This window comes from Magnetococcales bacterium (assembly GCA_015231755.1).
Taxonomy (GTDB): Bacteria; Pseudomonadota; Magnetococcia; order Magnetococcales; family Magnetaquicoccaceae; genus Magnetaquiglobus.
Window position 1 is genome coordinate 20100 of sequence record JADGAZ010000030.1, and the last position, 12643, is coordinate 32742.

Annotated in this window: 11 protein-coding genes; 7 read left to right on the top strand and 4 right to left on the bottom strand. The window is 60.7% G+C overall.

Features of this window, described 5'->3' with window-relative positions; all coding sequences use genetic code 11:
* Positions 1–23 precede the first annotated feature (23 nt).
* Genes rimO through lolA form a run of 3 tightly spaced genes read right to left on the bottom strand, consistent with a single transcriptional unit; the run spans position 24 to position 2717 of the window.
* Positions 24–1385, bottom strand: coding sequence for a 30S ribosomal protein S12 methylthiotransferase RimO (gene rimO / locus HQL98_15405; protein ID MBF0273435.1), 1362 nt, complete (start codon positions 1383–1385; stop codon positions 24–26).
* Positions 1386–1388: 3 nt separating this feature from the next.
* The gene (locus HQL98_15410; GenBank protein ID MBF0273436.1) at positions 1389–1874 is read right to left on the bottom strand and encodes a YajQ family cyclic di-GMP-binding protein; all 486 of its coding nucleotides are present in this window, start codon (positions 1872–1874) and stop codon (positions 1389–1391) included.
* Positions 1875–1898: 24 nt separating this feature from the next.
* On the bottom strand, positions 1899–2717 hold the full coding sequence (gene lolA / locus HQL98_15415; protein ID MBF0273437.1) for an outer membrane lipoprotein chaperone LolA: 819 nt from the start codon (positions 2715–2717) through the stop codon (positions 1899–1901).
* Between the two features lie 182 nt (positions 2718–2899).
* Here lolA and HQL98_15420 point away from each other — a divergent pair, with 182 nt between their 5' ends.
* The gene (locus tag HQL98_15420) at positions 2900–3301 is read left to right on the top strand and encodes a hypothetical protein (protein MBF0273438.1); all 402 of its coding nucleotides are present in this window, start codon (positions 2900–2902) and stop codon (positions 3299–3301) included.
* Here HQL98_15420 and HQL98_15425 read toward each other — a convergent pair.
* A complete protein-coding gene (locus tag HQL98_15425) occupies positions 3238–3786 on the bottom strand; it encodes a hypothetical protein (GenBank protein MBF0273439.1) in 549 nt (182 codons plus the stop codon). The genes HQL98_15420 and HQL98_15425 overlap by 64 nt on opposite strands.
* A gap of 315 nt (positions 3787–4101) precedes the next feature.
* Here HQL98_15425 and HQL98_15430 point away from each other — a divergent pair, with 315 nt between their 5' ends.
* From HQL98_15430 to HQL98_15455, 6 genes are all read left to right on the top strand, one after another.
* On the top strand, positions 4102–5052 hold the full coding sequence (locus tag HQL98_15430) for an MBL fold metallo-hydrolase (protein ID MBF0273440.1): 951 nt from the start codon (positions 4102–4104) through the stop codon (positions 5050–5052).
* Positions 5052–6416 (top strand): hypothetical protein, encoded by a 1365-nt coding sequence (locus HQL98_15435; GenBank protein ID MBF0273441.1) that lies wholly within the window; start codon positions 5052–5054, stop codon positions 6414–6416. The genes HQL98_15430 and HQL98_15435 overlap by 1 nt, the downstream gene beginning before the upstream one ends.
* A 39-nt stretch (positions 6417–6455) precedes the next feature.
* On the top strand, positions 6456–6860 hold the full coding sequence (locus HQL98_15440) for a cyclic nucleotide-binding domain-containing protein (protein MBF0273442.1): 405 nt from the start codon (positions 6456–6458) through the stop codon (positions 6858–6860).
* A gap of 3 nt (positions 6861–6863) precedes the next feature.
* On the top strand, positions 6864–7442 hold the full coding sequence (locus HQL98_15445) for a hypothetical protein (protein ID MBF0273443.1): 579 nt from the start codon (positions 6864–6866) through the stop codon (positions 7440–7442).
* Between the two features lie 123 nt (positions 7443–7565).
* Positions 7566–11354 (top strand): EAL domain-containing protein, encoded by a 3789-nt coding sequence (locus HQL98_15450; GenBank protein MBF0273444.1) that lies wholly within the window; start codon positions 7566–7568, stop codon positions 11352–11354.
* Positions 11355–11473: 119 nt separating this feature from the next.
* Positions 11474–12643: nitrate- and nitrite sensing domain-containing protein (locus HQL98_15455; GenBank protein MBF0273445.1), on the top strand; the 1170-nt coding region annotated here is incomplete at its 3' end.

The window sequence follows — 12643 nt, forward strand, 5'->3', positions numbered from 1 at the left end:
TTTTCACCAGTTTGGATGGGCTGTTATTGGAGCGGCAGACCGGCGATGCGGGCTTTCAAGTCGTATTCGGAGGATGCGGTGATCACCACCGGAACCAGACTGCCCACCTTGAGCATCGGACGACCGGAGACACGGGTCACCCCGTCGATCTCCGGGGCCTGACCGGTGGTGCGTCCCACCGAGACGCCGTTTTCTCCCCCGTCCACCATCATCACCCGGCTTTTGCCCACCAGTTCCGCCAGTTTTTCCCGGCTGATGGCCTGTTGCAGGGTCATCAACACGTCGCGTCGCGCCTCGGCCACTTCCGGGGGAACCTTGTCCGGCAGTTGCGACGCTTCGGCCTCCGGTTCGTCGGAATAGGTGAACACCCCGACATGATCGAAACGGCTCCGCTCCACAAAGGCTTGCAAGCTGGCGAATTCCGCGTCGGTTTCGCCGGGAAAACCCACGATGAACACCGAGCGCAACACCGCCTCCGGCATGCGCCGACGAATGCGTTGCACCAGTTCCACCAGATCGTCGGGACGCTCCGCCCGTTTCATGCGCCGCAACACCGCTTCGTGGGCGTGCTGCAACGGCAGGTCGAAATAGGGCAGCACCTTGCGGGATGCGGCGATGTGATCCAGCAGCGCGTCGGTGATCATGGTGGGATACAGATACATCAACCGGATCCATTTCACCCCGCGTACCCGCTCCAGCCGGGTCAGCAGCTCCACCAGACTCAAGCGCGGATGCAGATCGCGACCGTACAGGGTGGTATCCTGGGAGACCACGATCAGTTCCTTGACTCCTCCCGCCGCCAGGGCTTCGGCCTCGGCGACGATTTCATCCAAAGGACGGGAGCGGAATGGACCCCGCAACCGGGGAATGATGCAGAACGTGCAGGGGTTGTTGCACCCTTCGGCGATCTTCAGATAGGCGGAGTGGGAGGGGGTGGTCAACAGACGCGGGGCCAGCTCCGAGGCGTTCGTGAAATCCGCCTCCGGCATGGGGGTGATGGGGATGGCGAGCCGCTCCAGGACTTGATCGTGCCCGGTGGTGCCGGCCAACAGATCGATGCCGGGCATCTCGGCGATCAGCCGATCCCCGTAACGCTGCGCCAGACAGCCGGTGACCACCAGGCGCTTGCCCGGATAGGCCGCCTTGAGGGCCGACATCTCCAGGATCGCCTCCCGGGATTCGGCTTCCGCATCCGCCTTGAAGCCGCAGGTGTTGACCAGCAACACATCCGCTTCCAGCGGGTTCGAGGTGGGTTCGTATCCCCCATCCAGAAACCGGCCCAGCAGACGTTCCGCGTCCACCACGTTTTTCGGACACCCCAAAGAGATCAATCCCACCCGCTTGGCGCGGGGTTTCTTGAGGCGTTTCTTCCAGTCGCCGGCCACGTTCTACTCCCGGAAATTGGTGAATTGCAGCGGCAGTTCGTACCCGGCGGCCTTGATGCTGGCAATGGCCTCTTGCAGGTCGTCGCGTTTTTTGCCCGTCACCCGCACCTGTTCGCCTTGAATGGAGGCTTGTACCTTGAGCTTGGCAGCCTTGATCCCGGCCACGACCTTTTTGGCCAGTTCCGAATCCAGTCCCTGGCGTACCGTGATCTGCTGACGCTTCGAGCCCAGCGAGGCCGCCTCCACGGTGCCGTAGTCCAACACCTTGAGATCCACCTTGCGGCGCACCAGTTTTTCTTTCAGCACATCCAGCACCTGGGCGAGCTTGTAGTCGTCGTCCGCGGTCACCTTGAGGATGGCCTCCTCCCGCTCCACCTTGCACTTGGAGCCGCGAAAATCATAGCGCGTGGCAATCTCTTTGGTCACCTGATTGACCGCGTTGTCCACCTCCTGCAAATCCACCTCGGAAACCACGTCGAATGATGGCATTGCCCGTCCTCCAGTTTCGTTTTTTTAGTGCGCGTTCTTGTCGGTTTTGTCGTTGTTTTCGATGATGTCCACATCTTTGGGCACGTCGAAGCGGAAACGTTCCGGGGGCACCTCTCCGTTGGCGCGCCAATTCACGAAACGGATCCGCGAGCGGTGTTTGAGGGAGTCTTCGACCACGAAATCGTCGATCTCATCTTTCTGGGGGTGGAGGCTGATGGCGATCCAGTGGATCGAGCCTTCGTGGATGGGCCGCAGCAACACCGCCATCTGACCCGCCTTGGGACTGGGGGTCACCTCCCAGGTGAAGATCTCCTCCAGCTTTTTGCCGGAGGTCAGAAAGCCCGCCGGGGTTTTTTCCAGCCGGCCTGCCGGGGAGCGGGTCACCTGCTTGAGATCCGGTTCGTAAAACCAGACCATGCGGCCATCCGACACGATCACCTGCTTGTAAGGCGCGGAGTAGTCCCAGCGGAATTTTCCGGGACGACTGGCGGAAAATTGGCCTCGGCTCTCCTGGGGTTCTCCGGCTTCGGCGTCCAGCAGACGCTGTTCAAATTCCGCCTCCACGCTTTTCAGCCGATCCATGAAGGCCTGCAACCGTTTGACTTCCGGGGGTGTCTCTTCTTTGATCGTTTTGGCTTCCTGGGGGGTGGTCTGGGGCGTCTGGGGAGGCGGGGTCGCCTTGACCGCCTTGACCCCCTGGGACGGGTCGGTGGGCTTGACCGCTTCGGCGGCCTCGGCCCGTTGCGCGCACCACCCCAGACCCAGGGCGCAGACCATCACCACTCCCCGGCGGGTCAGGGGGTGTTGCAACCAGGATTGTCTCGAAAGATTTATCATTGGCATGAATTTCGCATTTTACGATGTGGAATAATAGCCGGAATTGGGCTGTCAACCGTTTGTCGCTTTCACGGTGCGAGACCTTTATGGACATGACATCCTTCCCCGATTTGAGCCTTTGGGAGACGCCAAACCCAGTGGTGAACCCGGACCCTCCCGCCGCGCCCGATGAGGATCTCGCGGCGGTCATGGAAAAACTCGCCCGTTGGTTGACCCAGACCCTGCCCGTGGAGATGGTAGCTTACTGGAATCCCCGTCAACGCAAAAGTCATTTGCTGTGTTTGGCTCCCAAGAATGCGTGTCAGGAGCTGGAAGGGATGGTCCGGGGGCTGATGGAGGGGAGTGTTCCACGCATTCGTCATTGGCGTCAACAGCATTGGTTTTTTCATCTGTGGATGGGAACACCTTTGGATGCCTGGGATCGTCTGCTCATCGTGGAACGGAGCGGTTCCCTCACCGCCGAGGAGTACAATCTGTTGATCCAGGAAGCGGTCCGCGCTTTTCGGGATAGCCTGCACGCCGCCGATCAGCCCGCCAGTCGCAGGGTCTCCGTGTCGGCGGACTGTCTCAACAGTTCCCGGGCCTGTTGAAACACCTGAGGGGGATAGAATCCGGCCCGACGTTCATCCCGGATCTGTTCCACAAAGCGGTCCAGCTCTCCCGGAGCGGCGTGGACACTGGCCAAGGCTCCTCCCGCCACCCTGCCGGGGGGTGACAGTTCCACCCGGAACGCCGGCGTGGTCCACTGCCCCTTGCGGTCCGGAGGAACGGACCAAGCCGTGGAACGGTGCAATACCTCCATCCGTTTCCAATTCCCCTGTTTTTCGTACACGACCCCGCAATCGGTTGCCGGACCACTTTCCGGTGTCACACTGCGTCCCATCAAACGGGCCAGGGTCTGTCCCCGCCGCGACAAGGAGACGCGAAACGCCCGCAGGGACCAACGGCTTTGTCCGGGTTCGGTCGGGGTGTCGTGTCTGCCCGAGGTGGCTTCGCCGGTCTGTGCGGCGAGACGGTTCCAGGTCTCTCCGATCCAGCGTGCCGAGGCGTGAAGCCAGCGTTCCAGTGTGATCATGTCGTGACAGCATTCCGCAGGGTCGGTGGATCCGAGGGGCGTTTTTGTTGCCGATCCTTGGGCGTGGGACGGGGGATTCCGGAACAAAGGCCGCTTGGGTATGAATATCGGTTTTCATGTTTTCAATAACGTCCAAACGGGTCGCCGTCAAGAGGAGGAGAGGGGATGAGGGCGGTGTGGTCCGTTCTTTTTGGGGGAGGGTTGTTTGGTCAAGAATGGCCATCACCGGGAGAGGGACTCGTCAGACGGGTGGGAATGCCGTAGAATGGCCATTCCATCGTTGACACCGACCAGGGCAGGAGCGCGAGAATCATCATGATATCAAGATTTCAGGAGATCCATGCGGGCATTACCCGGATCGATGTGGAGTACACCCGGAGCGGATTCGCGGCAGCCTGGCTGATCCGCGAGGGGGAGCGGGCCGCTTTTGTGGAGACCGGTCCTTTGCCATCGGTGCCGATCCTGCTGGAGGCGTTGACCCGTCAAGGATTGACCCCCGAGGCGGTGAGCGCGGTGATCGTCACCCATGTCCATCTGGACCATGCGGGGGCGGCGGGGGAGTTGCTGCGTCACCTGCCGAATGCGACGCTCTATCTGCATGCCCAGGGGGTCAAGCATCTGGTGGATCCCTCCCGGCTGGTGGAAGGAGCCAAGGTGGTGTATGGGGAGGAGCGTTTTCTGGCCACTCTGGGCGGGGCGGTGCCCATCGATCCGGCCCGGATGCATACCCCGGTGGATGGGGAGTCGCTGGATCTGGCGGGGCGCTCCCTGGTGTTTCTGGATACCCCGGGACACTCCCTGAACCATTTGTGCGTGCTGGATACCCGTTCCAACGGACTGTTCACCGGGGATGCCTTCGGGCTTTCCTATCGGGTCTTCGATGGGGGGATCCGGCCTTTGATCGTGCCCGCCACCACCCCCACCCAGTTCGACATCGACCAGTCCCGGGCCACGGTGCGCCGTCTGGCCGCCTTGCAACCCGACTGGCTCTATTTGACCCACTTCGGACCGTTGCGGTTCGAGTCCGGCTTGGCCGACGATCTGGATGCCCAGTTGGCCGGGTATCAACAGGTGGCGGAACAGGAAGGGGCGGATCTGTCGATTCCCGCCTTGACCGCCGCCCTGGCGGAACTTACCAAGGCCCATGGCCGGCGGATCGGCATGCCGGAGGTGCCGGACTGGGAGATGTTCGCCATGGATCTGAACCTGAACGCCCAGGGGTTGGCGATCTGGCGGGAACGGGCGTTGCGGCGGGCGGCGGGGTGATGGAGCTGACCTCCGGGGCCCGTGTGGCTGTGATCGGCGGCGGGCCTGCCGGTTCCCTGAGTGCCTATTTCTTGCTGGATCTGGCCCGGCAGACCGGCCTGACGTTGCAGGTGGATCTGTTCGAGCCGAGGGATTTCAACCAGACCGGTCCTCCGGGCTGCAACATGTGCGGCGGGGTGATCTCCGAGTCCCTTATGCAGAAAATGGCCGCCGAGGGGATCACCCTGCCCAAGGAACTGCTGCTCGACGCCATCGATTCGTATGTGTTGCATACCGATTCCGGCGCGGCGGCCATCCGGCCTTTGCAAGAGGAGATGCGCATCGCCTCGATTTTTCGGGGGGCCGGTCCCCAGGGGGCGGAAAGCCAAAGCCCTTTGCCCTGGAGCAGTTTCGATCAACACCTGATGCAACTGGCCCAGGGGCTGGGCGCCCGTCATGTGGCCCGCAGGGTGCGTCAACTGGTCCGGGACTCGGAGGGCAGGCTGGAGGTCCATCTGCAACCGGCCAAAGGAGAGTCGGATGAGCCGGAAGGGCCGTATGGGGTGTATGATTTCCTGATCGGCTGCGTGGGGTTGAACGGAGCCGGGGTGCGGCTTTTCGAGGAGCTGGACTTTGGCTATCAGCCTCCCAAAACCGATCGGGCCTGGGTGGCGGAGTTCTATATGGGGGCCGAAGAGGTCCGCCGGCGGCTTGGCCACGCCATGCACATCTTTTTGCTGGATATCCCTGGCATGAAATTCGCTGCCATGACCCCCAAGGGCCATTATGCCACGTTTATCATTCTGGGGGACGATGTCAACGAGGAGGTGGCCAGACATGTCTGCCTCTCCCCCCATGTCCGGGAGCTGTTTCCCGAAGGGTGGGAGACTCCGGTGCGTCCCTGCCGGTGTCAGCCCCGGATCAACATCGGGCCGCCGGTCCATCCGTTCGGCGACCGGGTGGTGCTGGTGGGGGACTGCGCCAGCTCCCGTCTCTACAAGGACGGCATCGGCGCCGCCTATCGCATGGCCAAGGTGTGCGCCCTGACCGCCGTGACCCGGGGCATCTCCGCCGAGGATTTCCGGCAGGGCTACTGGCCCGCCTGTCAGGAGATGGACCGGGACAATCGTTTGGGCCATATGCTGTTTTCCATGGATGGCTTGATGCGTCATCTGTCGTTTTTCCGCTGGGCCATGGTGACGGTCATCCGGGAGGAGCAGTCCCGGACCGACGATCCCCGCCGGTTGAGTTCCGCCATGTGGGACACCTTCACCGGCAGCGCCAGTTATCGCCACATTTTCCGGCGCGCATTTCATCCGCTGGTTTTGTGGCGTCTGTGCGTGGCCATGCTGCGCTCGTTGCTGCCCGCTGGCCGGGAGCGTTGACGGACGCTTGGGTTGTTTGGATGGCAAAGGAGACCTTCCATGTTGTTCGACTCGGAAAAACCCTCCCTGGGCCGGGAGTTCGCGGACGGAGAGGTGATCTTGCGGGAAGGGGATGTCGGGGATTGCCTGTATGTGATTCTGGAAGGTCAGGCGGAGGTGGTGGTGGATGACGGGGGCGAGGAGCCTTTGCGTCTGGCGGTATTGGAAAAGGATGGCTTTTTTGGCGAGATGTCCCTGTTTTCCGATTATCCCCGGGTGGCTACGGTGCGGGCTTTGGGACCGGTGCGGGTGATGACCGTGGACAAACGGGGATTGTTGCGCTGGTTGGGGGATGATCCCACCTTGAGCCTGCGCATTTTGTTGAAAATGGTCGAACGCATTCGTCTGCTGGTGTCCGAGGTGATCCGGTTGCGCAAGGCGTTGCGCGAGCGCGGGGATGGTTGATCCATGCTCAGGAATTTGATTTTTTTTGTGCTGTTCCGGCCCGAGGGACTGTTCACCCGTCTGCGGGCTTATGATCTGTTCCGATGGGCCTTTGTGCTGCAACTGGTCCGCTGGGAATCCACGGCCTTGACCACCATGGTCACCTTGTATCACGAACGCAGCGCCATGTTGCTTCCGGTGCCTTTTGGCATCGATCCAGTGATTTATCGTTTTGTCGAAATTTTCGCCTATGGTCCCTACGGATTGCTCATGATCACGATCATGGCGTATGTGATTTGGGTTCACGGGGCGCCGTATGCCACCATCAGTCCTTTGACTATGCGCAAGGCATGGACTTTGCTCGGTTTTTGTTTCTTTGGTCCCTGGCTGCCCAGCCTGTGTGTGGACAGCTTTTTGATCATGCTCGGTTTTGGCGGCCCGGAGGTGATCATTCCGTGGCATGTGACCATCGTGGCTGCGGAAAGCCTGTTCACCGCGGCGGGATTGCGTTCGATTTTCGGCATTCCCAAAGGACGCGCCTTGACGCTGGGGGGATTGGCCGGAGTGATGTTCTTGATCCTGGCCGGATCGGTGATCCGTTGATTATGGAATCCCTTCCCAAAAGGGATTGACCGATATGCCCTGGTTTGCGAAACTTCCCATGATGGCAGGGATTTTTCTGGTGCGTGGTGGGCAACCAAGGAGGCTCGGGGGGGTCGGGCGAGGATGAGACTTTTGGAGTCCCTCTCTTTTCAGGTGAAGTTGTTGCTGATCCTGCTCATTCCGTTGAGCGGGATTTTGGGGTTGGGAATCGTCGGCGTCCAGGAAAAACGGATCCTCACCGATCAGATGGAACGGATGAACCGTCTTTCCGGTCTGGTGGTGAACATCAGCGATCTGGTCCACGAGATCCAGCGGGAACGGGGCGTGACCGCCGGGTTTCTGGGCAGTCGGGGGGAGCGCTTTCGGGAGGATCTCACCCGTCAGCGACCCGGTACCGATCAGGCACTGAAACGCCTGACCCAACGACTCGCCACCCTGCATTTTTCCGGAGTCCGGGAAGACGATTCCACCGGCTTCATCCGGACCGCCCTGGAACCCATGCAACGCCTGGAGACGCTGCGACGTCGCATGGACGCCCTGGAGATGTCCAGCGGGGATGCCATCGATTATTACTCCGGGGTTAACGGGGGGTTGCTTCAAGCCATCGATCGGCTCTCCGGCCTGACCGCCACGGTGGAGATGTCCACCCTCACCAAAAATTACAATAATTTTTTGCAAGGCAAGGAACGGACCGCGCAGGAACAGGCGATCATCGTCGATACCCTGACCGCGGGTCGTTTCGCTCCCGGCATCTATCGCCGTTTCAGCGCTCTGGTCTCCGAGCAGCAGACCTTATTCGGGATCTTCCGTGCCATGGCCGACCCCGGCGAGCGGGAGTTGTTCGAGTCCATGGCCCGTGGCCCGGTGGCCGGCGCGGTGGCGCGGATGGAAACGGAGATTTTCAAGATCGGGCATGCCAGCTCTCTTTATGTGTTGCTGGGGCAGTTGTACCAGAACATGGCGTTGCGGGGGGCGTATCACTCCATCAAGAACCTGTTGATCCGGGGATCCCTGTACGGTTTCGCCCCGGGAGCCTTTGATCCGCAGGAGCAACAGAATCACTACCGGCAGCAGTTCGCCCACAATCACCGGGAGATCCGGCAGATCGTGGAGCAGATTCGCGCCTTGCCTTCCTCGGAGTTGACCCCGGAACAGCGGCTGGATGTGGAGATCGTCTGGGCCAATGTCGAGGCGTATCATCGCAGTGTGGATGTGATCATCGCCTTGCAGAATCAGGGCAGGCATTTGCACGAAATCGACCGGGATGTGGAGTCCGGGGTCAAGATCGACGACTATCCGGCGGATGAGGCGATTCGGCGTCTGGTGGCCTCCACGCAGGTGGGACGGTTTTCCATCGATGCCAACCACTGGTTTCAGACCATCAGCGCCCGGATTAACGGCCTGAAGGGGCTGGAGGATCGTCTGGCCGGACAGTTGCAAGAGCGGGGTGGGCTTTTGGCCCGAGAGGCCAAACAAGGACTGTTTGGATATCGGTTGTTCACGTTGGCCATCATGGCCATTTCGTTGGGATTTGGTGTCACCCTGGTCCGTCAGTTGCGCGACAAGGCCAATCGGATCGTGGCCGTGAACCGGCAGATCGCCCTGGGGGATCTGAAGGCCCGCATTCCGGTGGCCGAAAGCGCCACCCTGGATGAACTCGACCGCATCGCCCTTTCCATGAACCGCATGGTGGAGGGGCTGGATCACACCACCCGACTCAATCAGCAGACCATGCGCGCCTTGGAAGAGTCCGAAGGCCGGATCCGCTCCATGCTCGAAACCGCTCCGGATGCGATTCTTTCCTTGAATGCTTCCGGTCAGGTGGAATCGGTCAATCCGGCGGGGGAGGAGCTGTTCGGATATTATCCCGGCTCGATGATGGGTTGTTCCATCGAAGAACTGGTGCCGGATCTGCCCGCCGTGCTGGCGAATCGATGGGGTTCGGGTCGTCTGGGGGACGGACGGGCGGTCCATGTGACGCTGGAAATGGAAGGACAGTGCCGGGATGCGGGCATTTTTCCGGTGGAAGTCTCCCTGAAAGGCTACGAGGTGGGTTCCGGGAGTCGTCATTACACCCTGATTCTCAAGGACATCACCGAGCGCAAGCAGGTCAAGGCCGCCCTGGATCGGGCCTACAGCGATCTGGAAGAGCGGGTGCGGGCCCGGACCACGGAGCTGGAACAGACCAATCAACAACTGTTCGCCGAAATCGACGAGCGCATTCGCGCCGAACAGGGGTTGACCCTGGCGGCCAAGGTGTTCGAGACCGCCACCGAGGGGATTCTGATCACCGATTCCACGGGACGCATCATCACCTGCAATCAGGCTTTCACCGGCATTTCGGGTTATGGCCAGGAAGAGGTGTTGGGACGCAATCCCAGCATGTTGAGTTCCGGTCGTCACGATGGGGCTTTTTACACCCAGATGTGGGATGGCATCCGGGAGACCGGCTCCTGGTCCGGCGAGGTCTGGAACCGGCGCAAGAACGGCGAGATTTTTCCCCAACGGGTCTCCATCACCGCCGTGTGGAACTCGGTCAACGAACTGACCCATTATGTGGGCATCTTTTCCGACATCACCAAGCTCAAGGAGACGGAAAAACGCCTGGAGCAGATGGCCTATTTCGACGCTCTCACCCATCTGCCCAATCGGGTGTTGTTCCGGGACCGGTTGCAGCAGGAACTGGACAAAAAAAGCCGCAACGACATGAAACTGGCGGTGCTGTTCATCGATCTGGATCGTTTCAAGCATGTCAACGACTCTTTGGGGCACTCCGCCGGGGATCAGTTGCTGGTGGAGGTGGCGGAGCGTATCCGGGTTTGTCTGCGCAAATACGATACCGTGGCCCGTCTGGGGGGGGATGAGTTCGCGGCCATCATCACCGGTTTGAAAAATGGCCGGGACGCCGCCCCCGTGGCCCGCAAGATCATCGACAACTTGAAAAATGTCTTTTTGCTCAACGGTCACGAGGTATTCATCGGCGCCAGCATCGGCATCAGTGTGTTTCCGGGGGACGGGGATGAAATCGAAACCCTGACCAAACACGCCGACATCGCCATGTACAAGGCCAAGGAGAGCGGTCGGGGAGTCTTCAAGTTTTTCGAGGAGGCGATCAACGCGGGTTTGCAGAATCATTTGCAGATGGAAAGCGCGTTGCGCAGCGGATTGCGCAACGGGGAGTTCTCGGTTCACTACCAGCCCAAGGTGTCGTTGGCCAGCGGTCGCATCATCGGCATGGAGTCTTTGGTGCGCTGGTTTCCGCCCCAGGGTCCGATGATCTCTCCGGCCCGTTTCATTCCGGTGGCGGAGGAGACCGGATTGATTCTGCCCCTGGGCGCCAAGGTGTTGCGGGATGCCTGCGGTCAGGCCGCCGCCTGGCGGAACGAGGGGCAGGAGATTCGCATGGCGGTGAATCTTTCCGCTTTGCAGTTCCAGAAAAGCGATCTGGTGGACGAGGTGCGCGCCGTGCTGGAGGAGACCGGGTTGCCAGCCGGTGCGTTGGAGTTGGAAATTACCGAAAGTATGGTCATGGGCAATGTGGAAAAGTCCATCGAGCGGATGCGCAACCTGAAGGATCTGGGTTTGACCCTGGCGGTGGACGATTTCGGCACCGGCTACTCTTCCTTGAATTATCTCAAGCGGTTTCCCATCGACACCTTGAAGATCGATCAGTCGTTCGTGCGGGATCTGGGCAACACCCGGGAGGGATTGGCCATTGTGCTGGCGATCATCTCCATGGGGCGGGCGTTGAACCTGGAGATCGTCGCCGAGGGGGTGGAGACCCGCGAGCAGATGTTGTTGCTCAAAGAGCATGGTTGTCATGAGTTGCAGGGATATTTCTTCAGCAAGCCGGTCTCTGCCGAGGGGATTCGGGAGTTGTTCGACCAGGGACGGACGCTGGACGATCTTTAGGTCGTTGGCGGGATGGCCCCCGTTTCTTGGGTGGTGTCTGGCGGAGTCTGGTGGGGTTTGGTGTCCGGCGTGATCGGGCATGAGTGGCGAAGGAAAAAGGGGGGGGATCGATGCAGGGGATGTGGGGGCAGCTCCGTTTCAAGGTATTGGTATTGTTGGTGTGCGCCTTGTTGGTCATCGTGGGATTGAGTGGCAGCGCCACCATGGAACGATTGGCCCAGTCCCGGGAGGCGGGCTTGCATGTGGATCTGGCGGAGTTGGCGGTTTTGAGTGGCACCGTGATCCACGAGGGTCAGAAGGAACGGGGATTGACCTCTGGATATCTTTCCAGTGGCAAAAAACGGTTCCGTCCGGAACTGGAGGCCCAGCGGATCGTCACGGATCGGGTGATCGAGGCGTGGCGTGTTTGGTTCGATCAGGAGAGATGGCGGCATTTCGCTCCGTCTTTGGCCGTTTTGGTGGAGCGGTCCGCCAACAGCGCAACCCGGCTCAAGGCCATCCGGCAGGAAGCGGACAGCGACAAGGGCAGCGCTTCGGTGGTGGTGCCGAAATACACCCAGGAGTTGGCCCTGCTGTTGGAGTTGATCGCGGATTTGCCGGCCCACTCCCACAACGTGGCATTGGCGGCCCGGGCGTTGGCTTATGCCCATCTGGTTTCGGGCAAGGAGTTGGCGGGTCAGGAGCGGGCCTTGATGATGGCGGTTTTTACCTCGGATCGTTTCGATGCGGGCAAATTGACCCAGTATTCCGCCCTGGTGGGGGGGCAGGCGGTCTATTTCAAGAGTTTCTCCGGTCTGGCGACGCCGGAAGAGATCGAACGGGCCCGGCAAGTTTTCGCCTCCCCGGTGGAAGCGGAGGTGCAACGGATTCGTACCCTGGTGTTCGACAAGGCTTTGACCGGGGGATTCGGTTTGGATCCGGGGGTATGGTTTCAGGCGGCCACCAGGCGCATCGACCTGTTGAAAGAGGTGGAAGAGCAGGTGGCCCAGGATCTGGGGGTTTTGTCCCAGGGGATGAAAATTCGGGCGGATCGGGCTTTCTGGAGTTATTTGTCCGGAACCCTGGTGGTGGTGGGTGGACTGCTGACCGTGGTGGTGGTGGGCATGATCTCCGTGGGACGGCGGTTGCGTCGCACGCTGGCGGGATTGCAACGGCTGGGACAAGGGGATTTGACCGGTCGGATCGATGTGGGCGGGGCGCAGGATGAACTGGGGGCGATTGCCAATGGAATCAATACCATGGCCACGGCTATGGCGTCCAATTTGCGCACCGTGCATACCGAAGCCGCA

Coding starts and splice junctions, on each gene's coding strand:
- HQL98_15450 (MBF0273444.1), top strand. CDS start 7,566: ATGAGACTTTTGGAGTCCCTCTCTTTTCAGGTGAAGTTGTTGCTGATC.
- HQL98_15425 (MBF0273439.1), bottom strand. CDS start 3,786: ATGATCACACTGGAACGCTGGCTTCACGCCTCGGCACGCTGGATCGGA.
- HQL98_15445 (MBF0273443.1), top strand. CDS start 6,864: ATGCTCAGGAATTTGATTTTTTTTGTGCTGTTCCGGCCCGAGGGACTG.
- HQL98_15435 (MBF0273441.1), top strand. CDS start 5,052: ATGGAGCTGACCTCCGGGGCCCGTGTGGCTGTGATCGGCGGCGGGCCT.
- HQL98_15420 (MBF0273438.1), top strand. CDS start 2,900: ATGGAAAAACTCGCCCGTTGGTTGACCCAGACCCTGCCCGTGGAGATG.
- HQL98_15410 (MBF0273436.1), bottom strand. CDS start 1,874: ATGCCATCATTCGACGTGGTTTCCGAGGTGGATTTGCAGGAGGTGGAC.
- HQL98_15430 (MBF0273440.1), top strand. CDS start 4,102: ATGATATCAAGATTTCAGGAGATCCATGCGGGCATTACCCGGATCGAT.
- lolA (MBF0273437.1), bottom strand. CDS start 2,717: ATGCCAATGATAAATCTTTCGAGACAATCCTGGTTGCAACACCCCCTG.
- HQL98_15440 (MBF0273442.1), top strand. CDS start 6,456: ATGTTGTTCGACTCGGAAAAACCCTCCCTGGGCCGGGAGTTCGCGGAC.